Raw genomic sequence first — 22,630 nt, forward strand, 5'->3', positions numbered from 1 at the left:
GCATTATAAAAGGTTAGTGTTATCGGCAGGCAGGGCTGGAGGTGATTTGCGCTTCAATTTACTGCGAAAGAAATCCATCATGCCGTCCATCAAAGTATACACAACAGGAACGAGAAGCAGGGTTACCATGGTGGACAACGTCAATCCGAAGGCCACTACGGTAGCCATGGAAGCTTGAGCTTCCGCTCCTTCCCCGAAGCCAATGACGAGTGGCAGCATCGCGAGAACGGTAGTTCCTGTCGTCATTAATATTGGCCTTAACCGAATTCTTCCCGCTTCTATTAATGCATCGAAGAGCGTATAGCCCCGTTTCCTTAGCTGATTCGTGTAATCGACGAGAACAATCGCATTATTTACGACGATACCCATCAGCATGATCATCCCCATAACCGAGTTCATATTAATGGTCCGATTGGTCAGATACAATCCTAATATTGCTCCGACAAACGTCGGAGGCAGCGAAAACATAATAATGAAGGGACCATATAACGATTCAAATTGGCTCGCCATAACCATATAAACCAGAACAACAGACAGACCAAGCATTAAATATAAGCTGCTGAACGTACTATTCGCTTCGCTCTTAGACGTCAGATTGATCGAATAGCCATCTGGAGGCTGTATCGTATCCAGCCGTGCTTGAACCTCCTTCTCAACATCCCCGATTGCAGCACCGGATACGGAAGCTTGAACTGTTGTCAAACGCTGCTGATTAATGTGGCGAATTTGCGCAGGGCTTGAGCCAGGAGTAACCTTAGCAATAGCGCTCAATGGAATTTGTGCACCAGACGAAGTGTTCAAGACCACTTGATTCAGGTTCTCCAGGTTGTTCGTAAATTCCGTTGGATATTTGACTAATACGGAAATTTGCGCATCCCCTGTCTTAAAGTTTGTCGCTACAGAGCCTTGATAAGCTGTTCTAACAGCCGTCATAACCTCTCGAACGGAAATTCCGTAGTAGGCTGCAGCATCGCGGTCAATTGTCATATCGTACGCTGGAATACTGCGTTCCAATGTATTTTGTACACTGCGTAATGTCGGGATACCACGGAGCTCCTCGGCTACCATATCACCCAGCTTGCTCAGAACCGCCATATCCGGGCCGTTCAGGTTCACTGTAATATCTGCGCCGCCTCCTCCGCCTAAGCCTGGCAGACGTACAGATGAACGGCTGTTAACCGAGATTTGTGCTCCAGGGTTTCCTTGCGTCATGTTACGGATTTGTTCAACAATTTGTTCTGTCTTCAGCTTCCGCTCCTCGAGTGGCTTAAGCGTGACGCTTATGTTAGCTGAGTTAGTCGAGGAACTTTGGAAAGCACCCCCGCCAGCACTGCCAACAGTAGTGAAAATCGTTTCGATATCCTCAATGTCCTTAATCTGCTCTTCAATTTTAGTAGTGAGAGCGTTCGTTATTTCAAACTTCGTTCCTTGCCCCAAGCTAATATTAATGTTCAGCTGCCCTTCATCGGACTTCGGCATCATCTCCGAGCCTACAAATTTGGCCAAATACACACTGCCTCCAAGCATCCCTACGGTAACTAAAATAATGACCCAGCGGTGGCTAAGAGACCAGCGCAGCATGCCAATGTATCCTCCCGTAAAACGGTTCATGCCGCGGCCAAACCAAACAGCCGGGTTGTAGGAGCGCCCTTCGGGTAAAGATTCGTCATGATGCTTGGTCAAAATTTTAGCCGCAAGCATCGGTACCAATGTGATAGCTGCAAACAAAGCTGCAATATGCGAAAAGCTGACCGTTAACGCCATCGGAACGAAGAAATTTTTGATCATCCCGTTAATGAATACGGTTGGCGCAAAAACAGCAATCTGTGCCAATGCGGAAGCCAATACGGCAGTCCCCACTTCGGCTGTTCCTTGCTTAGCCGCCTCTGTAGGCGAGAGTCCTTCTTCTTTCTTCCTGTATATGCTCTCAAGCACGACGACCGCAAAGTCGACTAGCGAGCCCAAGCCTAGCGCCAAGCCCCCGAGCGTAATGGTATTGATCGTCTGATGCGAGAAATACATCATACTGAATGTACTGATAACCGATATCGGAATGACGACACCGATAATCAATGTAGCGCGGATACTATTCAAGAACAGCATCAGAATGATGATGGAGAATACAGCGCCAAGAAGGGTATGCTCAATAACCGTGTTGATCGAGCTTTTAATAAATTTAGAAGAATCGTTAAGAACGGCGAGCTTTACACCTTCTGGCAGCTTGCTCTGAATGTCACTCATAGCCGCCCGGATATTGTCGGCAACCTTAACTGTATTGCCATCAGATTGCTTCAACACGGATATCCCGACGCTCTGCTCCCCATTTCGACGGGAATCATATGTAATGTCTTGATAAGTGTCAATGATTTTACCAAGCTCACCTAACTCGAGTGACTGCCCTCTGGATAGCTGAACTCTTACCTTCTCGATTTCAGACGTCGACTTGAATTCTCCGCTGATTCTTAAGGGAACGAGCTGATCTCCCTTATATACGAGACCGGCATCCATCGACTGGTTATCGTTGCTGAGAGCTTGAGTAACCTGATTGAACGTAATGCCATATTGGGTAAGTTTATTTTGATCGACTAATAATTGAATTTGCCGGACACGGCCTCCGCTAACTCCGACGGATGCAACACCTTCTACACGTTGTACGGCAGGACTGACGACGTTGTCAGCCAAATCGCGCAATGTGATTAGATCAATATCTTTGCCATATAGCGAAAGACTCAGAATCGGCGAGCTGTTCGGGTCCGCTTTGGAAACGACAGGTGCATCCGCATCCGCCGGCAGCTGTCTCCGGACTCGGTCCAAGCGATCCCGCATGGCTAATGTGGCTTCACTAATATCTGTACCGAAATTAAACTGTATAGTGACGTTACTGCTTCCGGTTCGCGAGTTCGAGGTCACCGATGACACGTTGGCTATGGTTGCCATCGAAGCCTCCACTCGTTTCGTCACCTGATTCTCCACTTGTCCTGGCGAAGCTCCAGGCCAGCTCACGGAAACCGTTGCTGTTGGAATTTCCATATTCGGATACAAATCGACAGGCAGCAACGGCGCCGCTATCGATCCTAATATGGTTAAAGCGATCATAATCATCAGTATCGTAACAGGACGATTAACTGAAAAATTCGCTAAATTCACTGACCGCCACCTGCTCCCGTTTGACCGGCTGCACCGCCATTCGAATTAGCGGGACGATTCGTTTGGGGCTGCTCCCCTTGTTCCTTTGGTTTTTCACCTTGTGCCTTTTCAGCTTGAGGCTTTTCTCCCTGCTTTTTCTCGTCTTGTTTCTTCTCGCCTTGTGGCTTCTCAGTCTGTGCAGGCTTATCTCCTTGAGCAGGCTTTTCTCCCTGTGCAGCTTTATTGTTTTGCTGACCTTGTTGATTTTGCTGCTGTCCTTGAGGCTTTTGGCCGTTTTGCTGCCCTTGCTGCTGCTGTCCTTGCTGACCTTGCTTCTGTCCCGATTGCTGTCCTTCCTGACCCGGTTGGACTATCTGGACACTCGCTTTATCGGACAACAGCTCTTGTCCTTTCACTACAAGCTCGTCTCCCTCGCTTAATCCGTTTGTGACTTCGAATTGAGAGCTAGTCATAGTACCAATCTTTACAGTTACTTTTTTCGCTTTGCCATCCTTAACGATAAATGCGGCAGTTCCGTTTGGCTGTGAAAGTATGGCATCTGCAGGCACCATGATGGCCTGACGTCCTTCGCTCTTCATGCTTGAAGTTGCAAACATTCCTGGAAGCACTTCGCCTTTAGGGTCATCTATTTTAATATCTACCCCATAGGCTTTGGTTACTGAATCCAAAGTTGGGCGAATGGCAGCCACGACACCCTCAAACGTTTTGTTCAAAGTAGGAACATTAACTTTCATTTCCATCCCTTTTTTGATTTTACCAATACTGGATTCAGGGATGTTCACTGTCGCTTGAGTAGGATTTAAGGCGGCTACAGAAACAATATTTCCGTTATTGCCCGCATTTTGTCCAACTGGAGTATTGATTGCGGTTACAACTCCATCAACAGGCGATAATAACACCCCATCCTGCAGCTGTTCGTTAAGTATTTTCAGGTTGGATTGAGCCTGTTCGAATTGGGCTGTACTTACCGTTACGGCATCGGTGGATTTCGCTGTTTGAAGTGCTTGTTCCGACTGGGCAACCTGAGCTTTGGATACGTTCAAGCTAAGCTCTTGATTCGTTTGAGCATTAGCCAAGGCTAGTTGATCCTTCTGCATCGTCAGCTGGTTCGTATCCAAAATGACAGATAATGTGTTTTGTGCATTGGCAAGTGAGATCGTGTCACGGTTCAACTGCTCTTGAGCCACCTGTACCGATTGGGAGTTTTGAGCAGCGACCAAATCTCCTTGAGCTTTAAGTAACGCAGAGGTTGCGGAAGTCAATGAGCTCGGCGTAGTTTGCTGCGCCTGATCCAAATCTAGCTGTGCTTGTTGAATCTTTTGCAGTGCGTTCTCGACATCCGTTACTTTCGAAGCCGAACCTTCTTTCACATTTTTATAATTGATAATAGCCTGCTGGAGTTTTAGTTGAAGTGAGTCCAACGTATTATTGGAATTCACTTGAGACGTTTGAATGCTATCCTGCTGAGCATTCAAAGTATTTTGAGCGTTAGTCAAGTTCGTGTTATATGTAGTGATCGCATTGTTTAAGCTTTGCTGTGTTATAGCGACCTGCTGCTTGGCGGTTGCAATGGAATTTTGCTGATCATTTAACGCCTTGTTGTAATTCGCTTGGGATATGGCGACCTGCTGCTTGGCAGAAGCTACTGCATTCTGTTGATCGGCTACCGCCTTTTCCAGATTCGCTTTTTGTACTGACAGCTGCTTCTCTGCGGTCGCTTCACTGTTCGCCTGGTCATTCGTAGACCTTTGAAGCTGAGCCGAGCTTACTGCCAGTGCGCTTTGAGACTGAGCAATTTGCTGCTGCAGCTGTGTAGTATCGATTTGAGCCAACGGATCACCTACCTTGACACGATCACCTGGCTTGACCACAATATCCGTTACACGTCCAGTAACACGAGAAGAGACATTGGTTGTATACTGCGGGGTGATTGACCCCGTATACACTTGTCCGCCGCCCACATCGGACTTTTTCACGACAAGCGTTTCTACTGGAAACTGTCTAGGGCCCCCTCTCTGTGCTGTCTGGGCTCCCGTCTGTCCTGTCTTCGGACCTCCCCAGTTCGTGAATGTCGCACCTACAACGGCAATGATAGCAATCACTGCAATGGTAGCAACAACCCACTTTTTGGATACATTCTGGATCCACCTGATCATTCCCATACCTCCATGTATTCATGCCCGTCTTCCTCTATAAGGATCTGCTCCAAAAATGAGGGTTTACCTTGCTGCCAAGGCCAACGAAACGAGGTGCTCGAATAAAACTGCACCAACTATCATCAACTTAGCGTATATTCATGATGAAACTATGATATAAATGTGAAAAATGTGTAAAAAAAAGGACACTTTTGACACTTTCTCTCATGAAAATTGATACAGCATTGAGCGTAAAGAAAATTGATACAGCTTTATTTACGCATAAAAAAAAGGACCCCTCTCAGGGTCCTTTTAGCGGTGAATTGATTGTTGAATCTTGCTCGATCCTTCCAAAAGCTAGTGATTAACCTTGTTCACTTTATTGCAGTACGTGTACTACACTAACGTGTCTTTGGCACATCCCTCCGCTTCTATCTGGAGTCTACCACAATATTCCCGGAATGTTTCGCTGAATCGTTCAACGGAACCACGCCTCTCTTTTCACCGCTAAATATAGTATGATCAGGTTTATTTCTTTTTATACTCAGCCTCATTTATTTTTCTTTGATAATAACTTTGGTTCCCAATGGGATGTGCCTATAGAGCCATTCTATATCTCGGTTATGCATACGGACGCACCCGGAAGACGCATAACTTCCAATAGAGTAGGGGCGATTCGTGCCGTGGATTCCATAGGTGTATCCTCCGGTTCCAGGTACGCTTATTCCCAGCCATCTTGAGCCCAAAGGATTCTTTGGGTGACCTCCGGCAATTTGCTTACGCACGTAGTACGGCTTCACAATTTTGGTTACGATATGAAATTCACCAACGGGCGTCAGTTCTTTCCTTCGTCCTGTTGCTACGGAGAAATAGTAATGCGCACGACCGTTCACATAAACGATAAGCGTATTGCTTCGTTTATTTATTTCAATATAGACCCCTTCTTCTTGAAGTGCCTCCAACGGCATGGCAGAAGGTGCCGCCACGGTCACATTTCGAATCGTAAACACCTGAATACAAAGAAACAAACAAATCGTTACAATTACCGGTACCTTAATAAGCTTCAATGTGACCTCATCCTTTGCCTATTATGCACGGTTATTGTTCTCTACTGCCTTAGTTTTATGTATCGCAAACTAAAAAGGAGAAGGCTTCTCCAGCCTCCCCTTTAACTTATTTCTTCTATTTAACAGCGCCGGCCGTAATTCCGCCTGAAATTTGCTTTTGAAATACAACATAGAACAATAGAACAGGCAGCATCGAAATGAGCAGAGCGGCAAACAGCGGCCCCCACTCCGTTCGATATTGCATTTCTCCTTGCATAATGGCAATACCGACAGGTAATGTATATTTGACCGGGTCGTTTATAAACACTGTACCCATGATATATTCATTCCAAATATTCAATACATTCATAATACTTACCGAAATTATGCCGGGTCTCGCTAGCGGGAGCATGATTTGAAAAAAAGTACGATAATGGCTTGCCCCGTCGATAGAAGCAGCCTCCTCCATTTCCTTGGGAAGCGATTTAAAAAAGCCTACCAATACAAACACCCCGAACGGTAACGCTCCCATCCCATATACCAGGCTAAGCCCGAACAGATTATTAATGAGATGCAAATCATTTAAAAGGAAGAACAACGGAATTAATCCGAGGATCATGGGAATCATCATGGAAGCCATATAAGTAGTGTACAACAAGCCACTGCCTTTAAATGCAAAACGAGCCAATACATAAGCCGTTGTTGCCGCTAACAATGCAGCTAATAAGGTGCTGACTATTGTAACCAGAAGGGAGTTGAGGAAGTACCCTCCAATATGGTATTTATCCCAGACATAAGAATAGTTCGACCACACAAGCGGCAGCATCGGTAGATCCCAAGGTTTCCCCTGCATGAATTGGGCATTATCCTTGAAAGCCCCTAGTATAGTCCACACTAATGGATACAAGACGCATACGGTCCAAATAGCCAATATGATTTTCATACATAAACGCATCAATGGATGCTTTATTCCTGTATTCATGTCTTTCCCCCCTTCTAGGTGATCTCTATAACGTCTCGCTTCATTAATCTTTGCAGTGCTACGGTAGTAATAAGTGAGAGCACTAGAATGAGAACACCAATCGATGCAGCGTAGCCCATGTGATATTGCTTAAAGCCCATCTGGTACAAGTAAGACCCCATTACCTGCGTAGCATTATCAGGTCCGCCTTCCGTCATAATCGTCACGATAATAAATGATCCGTTTAAGGTCGTCATTACAATAGAAAGAATCGATACTTTCAGCTGTTCCCATATAAGAGGAAGCGTCACATACCAGAACTGCTCCCATTGCGAGGCACCGTCTATATCAGCAGCTTCATACAGTGTATCGGAAATGCTCAAAATTGCTGCAATCAGTAAAATCATATAAAAACCGATTCCTGCCCAAATGGTCGGGGGGAGCAAAGACCACATGGCGTATTTCTCATCTCCGAGCCAAGGAATTTTGACCGGTTCGCTTGTGAATAACGATAAGAATGAGTTTAGAAACCCGAGATTCGGGTTGTATACGTAGCGCCACAGCACTCCGATAACCACAACGGAGATAACATTGGGAAAAAAGAAGACAACGCGAAAAAATGCAGCCTTCCTAATATGAAAGCGAGTTAATGCTACAGCAAATAAAGTCGCCAGTAACATAATGCCGATAACTTTCCAAAATACTAAAAAATAATCATTGTAAATGGCAGTCCGTATAATCGGATCGGCAATCAAATCGCGAAAATTTTGTAACCCTACAAAGTCCATATGCTCTGAGCTTCCGGACCAATCGAATAAGCTGATATAGATCCCTTTGACAATCGGGTATACCGTAAATACACAAAACAATACAAATGTAGGAATTATAAATGATGCGATAAACAAAACTTTTTTGGCTTTGGCGCTCATAGTCGTTTACCAGCCTTTTCTTGATATTAGTAAGGCTCGGAAGCAAGGAGCATGAAGCCCCTCGCTTTACCGATGCCGCTAGATGAGTACAAGCTGTTACTTACTTGCTCTAGCCTTTTCTGCCGCTTTCTCCATACGATCCGCCCACTCCGCTGGAGTGATCTTGCTAGTTGTCAGCGCTACAATTGCGTCATTCCGAGCTTTCTCAACGTCTGCTGGAAGCACTACTTCAGGAGCTACCACCGTGTTCGACGAATTGTAATATTTCATTGCCGATTTAACGACGTTGCTGGCTTTAGATGAATCCAGATCTGCCTTCACATTCATCAAAGCTCCAGTTAATTCTGCCCATCTTACTGCATGCTGCTTAGTGAAAAGGAATTGTATAAATGCTTTTGCCGCATCTGGATTTTTAGCTTTTTTAGCTACGGCAATGGTGCTTGTGTAAGGAATGGCAATATATTTGCCGCCTTTATCTTGGGAAACCGAAGGGATAAAGCCAAAGTCAAAGCCTTGCGGTATGTCTTTCTTCATCTCGTTTTCAAGCCACAGGCCGTTTGGAATAAACGCCGCCTTATGCTGCAGCCATAAAGCTTGAGAATCCGTATGATTGAGGGAAACAGAGCCTGGATCGATTAAACCTTTGTCCCGTAGTTGTACAATTTTGTCCAACGCTTTCATAACCGGCTCGCTTTTGAAAATGCCAGGTTCGAGGGAAGCAACTTTCTTCAAAATCGAAGCGTCGTCCTTGTTGGCCGATACGGTGGCCGAATCCAGCAGACCGCCTGCGATATAATACGGATACACCCCGGTATGAATGTAAGGAGTCATTCCGGAAGCCTTGATTTTGTCCGCTACGGCAAGGAAACTTGGAAAGTCTTTCGGCTCTTCCCAGCCGTTCTTCGTGAATAATGCCTTGTCATAAAAGGTACCCCATGATCCGAAAACAAGAGGAACTGTATGGTTTTTACCAGCTTCATATTCCTCCGGTTTGGAAATCAATAGATCAGATAACTTCTCTCCATCAGCATTTTTCAAATCCTTCAACCAATCGGTAATATCCATTAATTGGTCGTCTTTCACCATTTGTCTCGCATTCGCTCCCGCTCCGTCTATATATACAAAGTCAGGTGGGTTACCTTGAATCCAGCGTGGCTTCATTTGATCGTTAATCTTTGCACCTGCAGATTCCTTGATCTTCAGATCAGGATATTTTTTCTGGAATTCGGCAATCATTTCTTTCCACCAAGCATCGCCGTAGCCACCAACAAAATATTGAATTTCAAAATCACCTGTCAGCTTCTTATCCGTATTTGTCGCATTTCCACTTGGTGCGCTTACTGCAGGTTTGGTGTCAGGACTTGGTTTGGAATCACCACCGGTAGGTTTAGCAGCTGGTGCTCCACAGCCGGCTGCAGACAACACGAACGTGCTGATTAACGCCAAATTTAGCCATTTCTTTTTCATCATCATGCCTCGCTCCCTTTTCAATCATAGAATGGACCCAATGAACCTTTCATCGGACAAGCAAAAAAGGGCATAGTTAGGGGAAGCTTTAAAGCTCCCCATAACTAATGCCCTAAGAAGGTAACACGTTATGTGATGAAAGTGTTCAATTGTCGTCTATACTATAGCATCATAAGTAACATAGAGTCAACACATTGTTTAAAAAATGATATTAATCCATTTTATGGTAATTAATTTTATTTGTAATCGCTTTCAGCTTGATTCTATTATACCGTTATAAGATACGTTTGGTAAAGTCTTTATTCATTATTCTAAATTTCCTTGCACATCTGCAGCAAACAACTGCTGCCTATATTTGTTCGGTGACATATTCATCGCCATCTTAAAGGTACGGTAAAAGGTGGGCAGCGATTCATACCCCACTTCGAAACAAATCGAAACAATATCTTTATCGGACTCTGCAAGCAGCTTCTTAGCAAGTCCCATTCTTACCTCCGTTATGTATTGCATTGGGGTCATCTGATATTCTTTCTTAAAAATTTTGTTCATCTGACGAATACTAATCCCGAGCTTTCCGCTAAGCTCTTCAGAAGTTACCGAATCATAATAGTGTAGATCAATGTAATTGCGTATCCGCTCTGCCCGTAGTCCATTCGCGTCCTGTACCTGCCTAGACTCTTTAGCTCGTACCATCAGTAAATAGATGTCTTGAATTAAATTATGCATAGCCCAGTCGCTCAATGGGTCAGACTGTTTTTGTTCAAATAGCAGCTTTCTTAGCATCAAGCGCAGTTCGCTGGCATGAAAAGCATTAAGCTTCAATAGCTCCGACCGATTGAACAAAAAGGGCCTACAATTCTCATGAAAAACCTGCTTTTCGGATAGATCGTCAAAGGCAAGGACAAGAAGCGTCAAATGAGAATTGGAGGAAACAGCATGCTTGGAAAACGGATAAATAAATGCGGCATTATCCTGCTCAAAGGCATATTGCTGACCCTCCAGCCATATGCTTCCTTCGCCTTCTATCGCGTATAGAATTTGCACATTCGCATGATGATGGATTTGGACTTTGTAGCTTTCCTGATGCTTACTTTCATACAAATGAATACCAATCATTGTCAAGCCCGCCTTGTGAGCGTATTCAAACGATAGACTTTTCGCCTCTTGACCGTTCGTTACCCCATTTTACCTTTTTTACCTTTAAGCAACAAGCATTTATGCGAATAACCTACATAACATGAAACGCAAACATCCCTCAGACCGATTCGACCTGAGGGGCTGCTTTGCTGCACAATTACTTTATTCTTCTTAATGTGGGATACTTGGATTTTTTGAAAAACAATCTAAATAACCACATTCTCTTCACAGGGGTCCGCTGCTTCCGGCGAACCTTTTCTTCTCGTTCTACCGCTTGTTTACTACCGTCTGGCCAATAATATTGACAAATAAAATCCGTATCCATCCGGTCAGACACCGCCTTCGACAGGAAAATAGCTTCCTAGTACGACTTGCAAACGATTAGAGACACAATTGCAGCAGACTTGTGAGATTGAGATATGAGCTTACAATGCAAATTGAATATTAGACGTACTTTAAGAATCTATCTTTGGTTAAAGCAAGGACATCGTCTCCTGCCATATCCCAAATAATCCGATTAAAAATTTCAACTTCAATTGGACCGTCATATCCAGCCGCCTCAACAGCATTACGAATCCGCGGCAAATCAATGACCCCATCCCCCATCATTCCTCGGCCCATCAGCAAATCAGGAGTTGGTACGATCCAATCGGAGACGTGAAAGCCTAAAATGCGACCACTAGCGCGTGAAATTTGTGCGTACAACTCCGGATCCCACCATACATGGAAAGCGTCAACGACGACACCACATTGTTCCGGGCTATATTGCTCAGCAATTGTATTAGCCTGAGCTAATGTATTGATGACAGAGCGTTCCGCTGCATACATCGGATGCAAGGGCTCGATCCCCAGCTTGACGCCGCATGATTGAGCATACGGTACTAACTGCGCTATCCCGTCTTCAACCATCTGACGTGCTGCTGCTATATCCTTGTCCGGTGCAGGTCCGCATACTAGCACCAGGACTTCCGCTCCCAGCTCAGCTGCTTCATCAACGGCTCTCCGGTTATCATCGATACGAGCTTGACGTTCTGCTGCAGTTGCTGCAGGGAACATCCCTCCGCGACAAAGACTCGAGACTTTTAAGCCAGCATTCTTGACGAGGCGTTTGCTCTCTGCCAAGCCGGTCTCCGCTACTTTATGGCGCCAAAGGGCGATCCATGGCACCTCTGCTCTTAAGCAGCCTTCCACCACTTCAGGCAAGCTTAAGCGATCTGCCGTTATTTGATTAAAGCTTAAACGGTCAATATTTTGCAATGCGTTCATGGTTAGCCTCCTAAGAGTTTTTACGAAGTAAAAACTTACATCGTAAGCATTAAATTCCCGCTAAAGTCAGTACGCTGCGCATCCGCTGAGCAGCTAGATCCGGATCTACCAGCAGACCTGCTTTGTCAGCCAAGACGAACAGTTCAGATAAATGAACAACGGATCTGGAGCCCTCGGCACCGCCGATCATCCGGAAATGACTTTGATGGCCATTCAAATAAGCCATAAATACGATACCGGTTTTATAAGCATAGGTCGGCTTTTGGAATATATGTCTCGACAAAGCAACGGTAGGCTCAAGCAGCGCGTTATATCGCGCCTCATCTCCTGAGTCGAGTGCATGAATCGCCGCAGCAGCAGCAGGAGCGATCGCATCAAATATTCCGAGGAGCGCATGACTATACCCTTGCTCGTCTCCACGAATCAACGTGGGATAATTAAAATCATCCCCCGTGTACATTTTCACTTGTTCAGGAAGCAGGCGGCGCATCCGAATTTCTTTCTCATCATCGAGCAAGGAAATTTTAATGCCGTCTACCTTATCCGCATGGGAGCGAATAACATTAAGACATACCTCCATGGCAGCGTCAAGATCCCGCTCTCCCCAATACCCAGCTAATGCAGGGTCAAACATATCACCCAACCAATGAAGTATGACAGGTTTCGATACTTGGCTCAAAATACGTCCGTAGACTCGCTCGTAATCTTCCGGTCCTTTGGCGCAAGCCGCTAACGCACGACTCGCCATGAGAATAACCTGGCCTCCGAGTCCTTCCACGAACGCTACTTGTTCCTCATAAGCCTGTTCAACCTGCTCCAGCGTCACATGCGGCCCAGGAGCCAGATGATCCGTTCCCGCTCCGCATGCAATACGTCCTTGAACAGCTTGAGCTTCAGCAACAGAGCGGCTGATCAGCTCCTTCGCTCTGTTCCAGTCCAGCCCCATACCTCTTTGTGCTGTATCCATAGCTTCGGCTACAGAAAGCCCTAACGACCAGAGATGACGACGGTAAGCCAAGGTGGCTTCCCAATCGATTTGGGCATGATTCAATGGATCAGCATCAGCAAAAGGATCACACACCACGTGCGCGGCAGAAAATGCGATGCGGCTTTTCAGAGGTCCTTTCGGTAGTTCAATCGGTGCCGAATGGCCTGGTGTATAAGTATAAAGCGAGCCCCCTGCTCGGGGCAGCTGCAATTCACGATTCATATCGGAGTTCCTCCTTACTTGGCCGAAGCCAATTGATCCTCGGAAACAGATTCAAGTTTCAGCTCAGGCACATCCAACCAGCGGCGTTCTTCCCAAGAGCGCAAGCCTAATTCTGCCAACTGTGTTCCTTTGGCTCCTTCGAGCAAATCCCACGGGAATGGCGTATCGATAACGATATGCTTCAAGAACAGCTCCCATTGTACTTTAAACCCATTATCGAACAGCTGATTGTCCGGCACATCCTGCCACTGCTCCTCGAATTGGAATGGATTTGGAATATCCGGATTCCAAACCGGCTTAGGTGTGTTAACGCGATGCTGAATCTTACAATCACGCAAACCGGCTACAGCACTACCTTCCGTACCATCTACCTGAATCGTAAGCAGGTCATCCCGGTTCACACGAACGGCCCAAGAGGAATTGGCCTGAACTACGATACCGCCTTCGAGCTCAAACGTCGCATATGCAGCGTCGTCAGCCGTACATTCGTAAGTCTCGCCCAGCTCATCTACACGCTCCGGTATATGAGTCACACCCAAGCAAGATACCGAACGAACCTCACCGAATAAATTGTCGAGCACATATCTCCAGTGAGCAAACATGTCGACAATAATACCGCCGCCATCCTCTTTGCGATAGTTCCATGATGGACGTTGAGCCTGCTGCCAATTGCCCTCAAACACCCAATAGCCGAACTCCATCCGAACAGACAATATTTTGCCGAAGAAACCGGAATCCACCAAACGTTTCAACTTAAGGAGACCTGGAAGGAACAGCTTATCCTGTACAACACCGTTCTTTAATCCGGCAGAAGTTACAAGCTTGGCCAGCTCCAACGATTCTTCCAAATTTGTTGCCGTCGGCTTCTCGCAATAAATATGTTTACCGGCCGCAATAGCTTGACGTATGCTTTGGGCGCGATGAACGGTCGTTTGAGAATCAAAATAAATTGTATTGTTCGGGTCAGCCAAGCAGCTGGCAAGATCAGTGCTCCAACGAGTCAGACCATGGGCCTCTGCTAACGCTTTCAATTTATGCTCCTGACGACCAACCAAAATCGGGTCAGGCATAATTACATCTCCATTAGGCAGCGTTACGCCACCCTGCTTACGGATAGCCAGAATGGATCGGATCAAATGCTGATTCGTCCCCATGCGTCCTGTAACCCCATTCATTATGATTCCAACATTGTGTACTGTCATTGTTTGAATCCCCTCTCCATTCATAGTAGCAGGTGTCATTATGCCACCGCTTAGTATATAAAACCTATACTTTCATACTAGTTATAAACGAAGAGTAAGTCTTATCATTTTAAGAACTGTATTCTAACTATTGGAACCCTTTTGTCCGAAACGATGGCACAAAAATAACCGTCCACAAATAAATAGGACGGTTGGATACTGATAGCCTTTGTTGATAATAAATTGATTACGAATACCAATATAAAGCATATTCAGTCATTACGGAGGCATGCCCCATTTGACGAAGCATAGCCGTTATGTTACCGCGATGGTATGTAGCGTGGTTCACAATTTGCAAAAGAATCTCGGAGTAGCTAGTATCCCTAACCCCTGCATATGGGTTGTCAAGGGTTATTGTTTCATCCATATTGTCCAAAGTAACCAAAATGGCTCTATACCGCTCAGCAAGCTCCGCATATAGAATTTCCATTTCCCTTACGCTCTTGGCTTCCGTTTGCTCTTGCAGCTGGAATGATTCAGCTAGCGCTTCATTCATACTTTTGCCGTAAAGAATTTTTAACCAACAGGTATCCACGATGTAGATATGGGATATGGCCTTGCATACAGAACTGAACACACTCTGTATTTCTCTTGTATAAACTTCCTCTGGAAGCTCCTTGAGACGATTGATCATCGTTTGATTCGCCCAAACATGAAAGTCGTACATTTTTTTAGCTGGATTTTCCAAAGCAGCTCATCTCCTCTTCTTCGTCAATCGCTAGAATTATTAATTACCTTTATAATAAAACAGCTACCCTGACAACTGTATGTCAAGATAGCTGAAGTAGTTATGTTCTGTTAGAAAATCCTTGATCAATTCATCACGCGTCCTACAATTTTGAGTACTGCATCTCTTGTTAATTTACTGCCACCCGCAGACAGGAGATTGATTGTAGCATGAGCTAGAGCTAGAGGTATTTTACAAAATTTCAATGCCGGACCTTGCTTGAGGTCTGCAATGTAAGAATCGGCAATTTGTAAATTGCGCCGAGTATACTCCTGCATTTCCTTAAAGTCCCATCCATTCGGATAGAAATCAACACCGCGCTCAAGGTCTTCTTTGCGATTACGAAGAATATTTACCGCCTGCAGCCCTCTTCCGAAAGCAACAGCCTTTTCACGATCAGATGGGGTCCCGTCATACCACAGCCACAGCTCGGACAACATTTCTCCAACCATCCCCGCCACACTGTAAGTGTATCGGTCCAAATCCTCTTCCGTTTGAATACTCCACCCGTCTTGGACCCAATCAGCCATTTGAGACGACATTTTGGCAATATAAGGGATAATGACGGGCAATGCGGTAGTCGGGCATAGCCGCACCCACTCATCCAACTGGTACGTTACCGCCGGCAGCTTATCACGGTGAGGGGCCAGAACCTGTTGCGTAGCTTCAGTTACATGATCGGATTGAAAAGCATCTCGTATTCCGACTAATAATTGCACTTTTAATTCATCCGGCAGCTCTTCATGATCCTCAATTTCATCTATGGCTCTCATGCAAAGATAAGCCGATGATACCGCTTCCTTCAATCCTGTTTCCAATTGACTGATTGGAATATAGAAAGTGCGGCTTGTTTTTTTCAACATGGTCATTGCATCATTTAGGACGATGTTATTGATGAGTGCTCCCTCCAAGTATGCGCTTAGCTATTATCTGTTCGTAGCATTTATTCCATGATAACACAAAATCATATGTTCAAGCCAAATAAGATTGCATTTTCTAACGATATCGCTGCTTTCCTACCAATAACAGAAGACCTCACGGTAAAAGACCTTCTGCAAAGGAAACTGTTGCAGAAGGCCTGGTAAGTGCCAATTATTTTATTATGATCTCATACGCCAGTACAAGTCATTCCATCTTAATTCATTGCGCAATGCTGGAATCGTGCTGTTTTGATTGATGAGCACACATTCAATTCCCACCATCTCAGACCAATCTGCAAGCTGTTCCGCGGACACCACGTATGAGAACACTGTATGATGCGCTCCTCCTGCATGAATCCACGCCTCCGCTGCAAGATTCAACGTTGGCTGTGGCTTCCAAAGAACACGTGCCACCGGCAGCTTAGGCATAGCTTGTTCAGGCTTCACAGCATCCACCTCGTTGACAACGAGACGGAAGCGATTACCCATGTCAATGATTGAAGCATTAAGCGCGGCTCCGCCGCTGCCATCGAAGATGAGTCGAGCCGGATCGGCTTTACCGCCAATGGAAAGAGGATGCACTTCAATAGTAGGCCGTGTGGCTGCAATAGTCGGACACACTTCAAGCATATGCGATCCAAGTACAAGCTCATTCCCCGGTTCAAAATGATACGTGTAATCTTCCATAAAGGAAGTACCTACATTACCTGAGATCAGCTTCATGGTCCGCACCAACGCAGCTGTCTTCCAATCGCCTTCTCCTCCAAACCCGTATCCTGCTGCCATCAAACGCTGAGCGGCCAAACCGGGCAGCTGCTTCATGCCGTGCAAATCCTCAAAGGTAGTCGTGAAGGCGCCAAAGCCTCCTTCTTCGAGAAATGATTTCATTCCCAATTCAATCCTGGCTTGCTCGAGAATGGCTTCGCGAATAGGACCCGCAGCACGTCCTTCCGGAGAGATACTATACAAATCGTTGTACTCCTCAAATAACCGATTCACTTCATTCTCCGAAATATCGTTTATCCTTTGAACCAAATCCCCGATGCCATAACCATTCACCGACCAGCCGAATTTGATTTGTGCTTCTACCTTATCTCCTTCAGTAACGGCAACCTGTCGCATATTATCACCAAATCTTGCCACCTTCAAGCTGCGTCCTTCCGTAAAGGCAACCGCCGTATTCATCCATCCTCCGATACGGCTTCGAACCTGTGGATCCTCCCAGTAACCTACGACAACTTTACGGGCGATCCCCATTCTTGCTCCGATAAAGCCATACTCACGGTCACCATGTGCAGATTGGTTCAAGTTCATAAAGTCCATATCGATGCTGTCCCATGGAATATCACGGTTATACTGCGTATGGAGATGAAGCAGTGGCTTGCGCAGCTCAGAAAGCCCGGCGATCCACATCTTCGCAGGTGAGAACGTATGCATCCAAGTGATAATTCCTGCGCAGGTATCATCTGCGTTAGCTTCGATACATAGATTGCGAATCGCCTCGGGAGTAGTAAGTACAGGCTTGAAAACAACCTTAAACGGGATTGCCGGATCGTTATCCAGTCCTTCGGTAATCCGTGCGGAATGCTCGTCTACTTCCTTGAGTGTTTCTGGACCGTATAAATGCTGGCTTCCAGTAACAAACCAAAACGTATATGGTTTTATGGATAACATGGTAAATAACCTCCTAATAAGTGCATTGTTATAGGATAAACAAGTCCTTTTGTATCGCGGACTACCGAGCCGCTTCCTTGATCGACTTCAGACGCTTCATAACATCGTTCTCACCGCGACCAAAGTAATTATGAAGCTTGTTATATTCTTCATATAGCTTTTCATAGACAGCTACATGCTCTGGGATAGGCTTATAAGTTTCTTCGCGAACTCGGGCCATTTTCTCTGCCGCCTCCACGATCGTATCGTAACCGCCTTGAGCTGCCCCTGCTGCGACGGCTCCGAACATAGCCGCGCCTAAAGCCGGCGTCTGCTTGGAATCGGCAATTTTAATTTCACGATTCGTGACATCCGCATAAATTTGCATTAATAACCGATTTTTCTGCGGAAGTCCGCCGCACGCGTAAAGCTCGTTTACCTCGACTCCGTTATCGTGGAACGCATCTACGATTTTTCTGGTGCCAAAAGCCGTTGCCTCCAGAAGCGTTCGGTAAATTTCTTCGGGCTTAGTCAGCAATGTGCAGCCCACCAATAATCCCGTTAAATCCGTATCCACCAATACAGAACGATTTCCGTTCCACCAATCGAGAGCTAGGAGACCCGTTTCTCCTGGCTTGTATGCTGAAGCTCTTTTTTCCAGCCATTCATGAACATGGATGCCTTCCTTAAGAGCCGCTTCGTGCACATAAGCTGGTACCGCCTCATCTACGTACCATGCAAAAATGTCCCCCACTGCGGATTGCCCCGCTTCATAGCCCAGGTATCCTGGAATGATTCCATCTTCTACAACGCCGCACATACCTTCAACCTGCCGTTCTTCATTTCCAAGCAGCAGATGGCAAATCGAAGTTCCCATCGCCATGACTAGCTTGCCAGGTGTAACCACCCCAACACCTGGAACGGCAGCGTGTGCATCAACATTCCCAACCGCTACGGCTGTACCAGCTTTCAGACCCGTCAGCCTTGCCATATCTTCTGTCAGTTCTCCAGCCTTTGTCCCCAAAGGCACAACCTCGCCGCGCAGCTTTGTGCTTGTCAGCTTTTCCAATCTCGGGTCCAGTGCTTTAAAGAAAGCCTCACTCGGATAACCGTCCTGCTTATGCCATATCGCTTTGTAGCCTGCTGTGCAGCTGTTTCTAAGACGGTTTCCCGTCATCTGGGAAACAACCCAATCCGCCGCTTCCAGAAACTGATCCGTCTTTTCATATATATCCGGATCTTCGTTAAGGATCTGCCATATTTTCGCAACCATCCACTCGGAAGAAATTTTGCCTCCATACCGTGGTAAAAACGATTCGCCCCTCTGCTGAGCCAGCTCATTGATTCGATTCGCCTCATCCTGTGCCGCATGATGCTTCCAAAGCTTCACCCAGCTATGCGGTTTCGCCCGCAGCTCCGGATCGAAGCATAGCGGCTTTCCTTCAGCATTGACAGGCAGCATTGTGCAAGCTGTAAAATCAATACCAATGCCGATAACGTCTGCCGGGTTCACTCTTGAGGTTTGGATAATTGCGGGAACAGAACGTTTAAGCACCTCGATGTAATCCGCTGGATGCTGAAGTGCCCAATCGTGATCGAGCTTTAGTCCCGAATCAGGGAGCTTCTCGTCAATCACATTGTGAGGGTAAGGGGTAACATGATCAGCAACCTCTGTACCGTCCGAAAGATCGACCAATACGGCACGTCCTGATTCCGTTCCATAATCTATGCCTACAGCATACTTTTTTCCCATACGTTTCTATGCTCCTCCTTAGATCGCTTTTCTTATCATCCAAGATACTTCTTACTACCTCTGTCCGTAATACGCGTTCGCACCATGCTTACGCAAAAAATGACGATCAAGCAGCGTTTGGTCCATAGATGGAATATGTGCATTTAATGCTTTCGTGTGGTAACCCATCTTGGCCACCTCTTCTAACACTACTGCATTATGTACTGCCTGATGCGGATCCTTCCCCCAGTTGAACGGAGCATGTGAATGAACCAGAACGCCTGGAAGCTGGAGTGGGTCACGGCCTCGGAACGTCTCTACTATGACATTGCCGGTTTCAAGCTCATAAGCCCCTTGAATTTCGGTCTCCGTCATCGCTCTCGTACAAGGAACCTCTCCGTAAAAATAGTCGGCATGAGTCGTTCCGAGTGCTGGAATACCTCTTCCCGCTTGTGCCCATATGGTTGCCCATGGCGAATGAGTATGTACAATACCGCCAACTTGCGGGAATGCTTTGTAAAGCACCAGATGTGTAGGTGTGTCCGAAGAAGGTCTGAGCTTCCCTTCTACCTGGTTCCCTTCCAGATCGATTACGACTAGATCTTCAAGCTTAAGCTTCTCGTAAGGAACTCCGCTTGGTTTAATTACAACAAGGCCTTGATCACGGTCGATACCGCTTACATTTCCCCAAGTAAACGTAACAAGACCGTATTTGGGCAAATCCAGATTCGCTTCCAAAACGGCCTGCTTGAGTTGTAATAACAACTTGTATCATCACCTTTCCAAAGACGAATAAGTCCGATACCGTTATTATATATTTGTACGTACAATTTTTCTACAATTATTTTATTGGCTTTGTCGATTCTCTAATAATAAGCTCTGGTTCAATGACATTGCAGGTCATTGTGTCCGTATTTTGCTCAATCATAGCAATCAGCATATCCGCTGCCATAATCCCCATATCTGCTTTGGGATGAGTTAGTGTGGTCAGCTTAACCTCGGTTGCAACAGCCAAAGACGAATCATCGAATCCGACGATTGAGATATGCTCCGGCACACTCAGTCCCGCCTGTCTTACGGCTTCAAGCAGCATGATTGCCAACTCGTCGTTGTAGCATACGAAAGCTGTAGGACGCTCCGTTTCATTACTTAGCATCTCTAATCCGGCCTCGAACGGTTTGGTCGCCTTATCCTCCGTCGTGTAGTGGATTACAGAATCCGGTAGCAGCGGAACCCTAAATTCTTGATGCGCTTTAATAAAGCCTTTGAGCCGATTGACGCCCTGCAAATCATCCATTTTGAAAAAACCTGCTATTCTTCGGTGTCCGAGCTTGATCAGATGCTCTGCGGCTTTGTAACCACCTGCTTCATCATCCACCTTAATGTACGGACAATTGATTTCTGGATAACTCTCATTGATCATTATGAATGGAATGTCTTGGTAATTCAACGTCAAATAATAGCTTAAATTCGGGTTGCCCTCCGCGCTCTTGGTCGGCTCGATAATAAGGCCGCTTAATGGCTGGCTCATCATCATCTGCAAGCTTTCCCTCTCCTTGTCCTTGTCATTGTCTGTGCTGGACAAAAGCATACGGTATCCTTTGTTCCGCAATGCCGCTTCAGCTCCACGTACAATATGAGGGAAAATATAATCCGATATATACGTTGTGATTATTCCAATCGTCTGTACATCTTGCTGTTTCCGTGCTGTTTGTGGATTAGAGACAAAGGTTCCTCTGCCTTGAACCCTGAAAATCCAACCCTCCTGCTCCAGCACTCCGAACGTTTGTCTCACCGTTTGTCTGCTCATTCGAAACTGTTCTGCTATCTCATTCTCTGTCGGCATTTGATCGTCGGGCTTTAACTTACCCGATTGTAGCCAAGACAATATTTCTTGTTTCAATATCAAATACTTTGGCTGCTGCTTAGCGTCTGTCATAAAAGTCACCTCAAAAAGAACCAATTCCATGCTGGTCATTCCTAATTTTATGTTCATTATATCATTATTCAAAGTTGTAAGTACATATTATGCAAGGTAACTGGCAGAGGCTGTTATTTTTCGGCAAAGGGGAACAACAGCTTTTGGTTTTCTTTTGAATACATATTTTCTTTAGTAATCAGTTCAGAGCCTGTATCGATCGTGCTTTCCAGCTTATCCCCATTCACAGCCTGAAGCGCGGCTTTTATGGCCAAATATCCCATGTTGAACGGCTTCTGTACTACAGTAGCAAGCAGAATGCCTTCCTCCAAAAAAGCGATCTCATTCATAGAGCTATCAAAACCAACCATCTTCACACGTTCAGTTGCCCCTAGCTCTTTTACGGCTTTAGCGGCACCGACGGCAGATGGTTCGTTCAACCCGATAATTCCCTTGATGGCCGGTTCGTTTGTAATCAGGTATTTGGCGATGTCATATGCCTTTTCCTCCGATGCATTGCTGTAAAAGGTACCGAAGACAGAGATTCCCGCAGCTTTCAAGCTGTCTCGGACGCCCCGCTCCCGTTCCATCGCAGTTGTAGACCCTTTGACAAAGCTGATAATAGCTACGGAACTATCTCTTGGAAGGCTGCCCTGGATGGATTGCCCCGCTTTTAACCCTGCAGCATAGTTGTCCGTCGCGATGAAACTGGAAGAGATCCCGCCTTCAAGGCCCGAGTCTACCGTAATCAGCTTTATGCCGGACTGTACAATCTTCTTCGCAACAGGAACGACACGGTTATAATCAGTCGCCGCCATCACAATCGCCTTTGGCTTTTGGGTTATCGTCTGCTCGAAGAGCGTGATTTGCTCCTCCACATCAGATTCGTTTACAGTCCCGACTACTTCCACTTTAACACCATATTCTTTAGCTGCTGCAAAAACACCCTGCTTCATCACTTCCCAAAACTCTACTCTAGAGTCGATCGTCTTAGGAACAAACAAGATCGGGCTATCTTTTGTAGACAGTTTGGCGGACACTCCTGCTGCAGCTGAATAAACAGCCGTTGATAATACGACTGCGGAAAGCGCTAGGCCCAGCCATTTTTTATTCACTATGACACACTCCTGTCTTGAGAGCT

Annotated in this window: 17 protein-coding genes; all 17 read right to left on the bottom strand. The window is 46.0% G+C overall.

The features are described from left to right. Window positions 1-3: 3 nt before the first annotated feature. Window positions 4-3,147, bottom strand: a complete 3,144-nt coding sequence (locus BP97_RS0109000; protein ID WP_028548810.1) for an efflux RND transporter permease subunit — start codon at window positions 3,145-3,147, stop codon at window positions 4-6. Next, window positions 3,144-5,303 (bottom strand): efflux RND transporter periplasmic adaptor subunit, encoded by a 2,160-nt coding sequence (locus BP97_RS0109005; RefSeq protein ID WP_028548811.1) that lies wholly within the window; start codon window positions 5,301-5,303, stop codon window positions 3,144-3,146. The genes BP97_RS0109000 and BP97_RS0109005 overlap by 4 nt, the downstream gene beginning before the upstream one ends. Window positions 5,304-5,836: 533 nt before the next feature. Beyond that, window positions 5,837-6,349, bottom strand: a complete 513-nt coding sequence (locus BP97_RS0109010; RefSeq protein WP_231506253.1) for a L,D-transpeptidase — start codon at window positions 6,347-6,349, stop codon at window positions 5,837-5,839. 115 nt (window positions 6,350-6,464) lie between these two features. After that, entirely contained in the window at window positions 6,465-7,310 is an 846-nt protein-coding gene (locus BP97_RS0109015; protein WP_028548813.1) for a carbohydrate ABC transporter permease, read from the bottom strand. A gap of 14 nt (window positions 7,311-7,324) precedes the next feature. Next, complete coding sequence (locus BP97_RS0109020) at window positions 7,325-8,218, bottom strand: carbohydrate ABC transporter permease (protein ID WP_028548814.1); 894 nt, start codon at window positions 8,216-8,218, stop codon at window positions 7,325-7,327. 96 nt (window positions 8,219-8,314) lie between these two features. Next, window positions 8,315-9,688: an extracellular solute-binding protein gene (locus tag BP97_RS0109025; protein WP_028548815.1), complete on the bottom strand. Its 1,374-nt coding sequence runs from the start codon at window positions 9,686-9,688 to the stop codon at window positions 8,315-8,317. Window positions 9,689-9,991: 303 nt separating this feature from the next. Continuing rightward, on the bottom strand, window positions 9,992-10,801 hold the full coding sequence (locus BP97_RS0109030; protein ID WP_051620460.1) for a helix-turn-helix transcriptional regulator: 810 nt from the start codon (window positions 10,799-10,801) through the stop codon (window positions 9,992-9,994). A 465-nt stretch (window positions 10,802-11,266) separates the two neighbouring features. Beyond that, window positions 11,267-12,088: a sugar phosphate isomerase/epimerase family protein gene (locus BP97_RS0109035; protein WP_028548817.1), complete on the bottom strand. Its 822-nt coding sequence runs from the start codon at window positions 12,086-12,088 to the stop codon at window positions 11,267-11,269. A 49-nt stretch (window positions 12,089-12,137) separates the two neighbouring features. Further along, entirely contained in the window at window positions 12,138-13,298 is a 1,161-nt protein-coding gene (locus BP97_RS0109040) for a dihydrodipicolinate synthase family protein (RefSeq protein WP_028548818.1), read from the bottom strand. A gap of 14 nt (window positions 13,299-13,312) precedes the next feature. Then, window positions 13,313-14,500 (bottom strand): Gfo/Idh/MocA family protein, encoded by a 1,188-nt coding sequence (locus tag BP97_RS0109045; RefSeq protein WP_028548819.1) that lies wholly within the window; start codon window positions 14,498-14,500, stop codon window positions 13,313-13,315. A 226-nt stretch (window positions 14,501-14,726) separates the two neighbouring features. Further along, entirely contained in the window at window positions 14,727-15,227 is a 501-nt protein-coding gene (locus tag BP97_RS0109050) for a DinB family protein (RefSeq protein ID WP_028548820.1), read from the bottom strand. Between the two features lie 125 nt (window positions 15,228-15,352). Further along, a complete protein-coding gene (locus tag BP97_RS0109055) occupies window positions 15,353-16,135 on the bottom strand; it encodes a squalene/phytoene synthase family protein (protein WP_051620461.1) in 783 nt (260 codons plus the stop codon). 231 nt (window positions 16,136-16,366) lie between these two features. Continuing rightward, window positions 16,367-17,860 (bottom strand): L-arabinose isomerase, encoded by a 1,494-nt coding sequence (araA, locus tag BP97_RS0109060; RefSeq protein WP_028548822.1) that lies wholly within the window; start codon window positions 17,858-17,860, stop codon window positions 16,367-16,369. Between the two features lie 61 nt (window positions 17,861-17,921). Further along, window positions 17,922-19,592 carry a ribulokinase gene (locus BP97_RS0109065; protein WP_028548823.1) on the bottom strand — a complete coding sequence of 557 codons (1,671 nt, stop codon included), beginning with the start codon at window positions 19,590-19,592 and terminating at the stop codon, window positions 17,922-17,924. A gap of 54 nt (window positions 19,593-19,646) precedes the next feature. After that, window positions 19,647-20,336 (bottom strand): L-ribulose-5-phosphate 4-epimerase, encoded by a 690-nt coding sequence (gene araD / locus BP97_RS0109070; RefSeq protein WP_028548824.1) that lies wholly within the window; start codon window positions 20,334-20,336, stop codon window positions 19,647-19,649. Window positions 20,337-20,412: 76 nt separating this feature from the next. Beyond that, window positions 20,413-21,540, bottom strand: a complete 1,128-nt coding sequence (locus BP97_RS0109075) for a GntR family transcriptional regulator (RefSeq protein ID WP_231506254.1) — start codon at window positions 21,538-21,540, stop codon at window positions 20,413-20,415. An 83-nt stretch (window positions 21,541-21,623) separates the two neighbouring features. Further along, complete coding sequence (locus BP97_RS0109080; RefSeq protein WP_028548826.1) at window positions 21,624-22,604, bottom strand: substrate-binding domain-containing protein; 981 nt, start codon at window positions 22,602-22,604, stop codon at window positions 21,624-21,626. Window positions 22,605-22,630 lie beyond the last annotated feature (26 nt).

The sequence above is a fragment of the Paenibacillus sp. UNC451MF genome, assembly GCF_000686845.1.
Taxonomy (GTDB): Bacteria; Bacillota; Bacilli; order Paenibacillales; family NBRC-103111; genus Paenibacillus_S.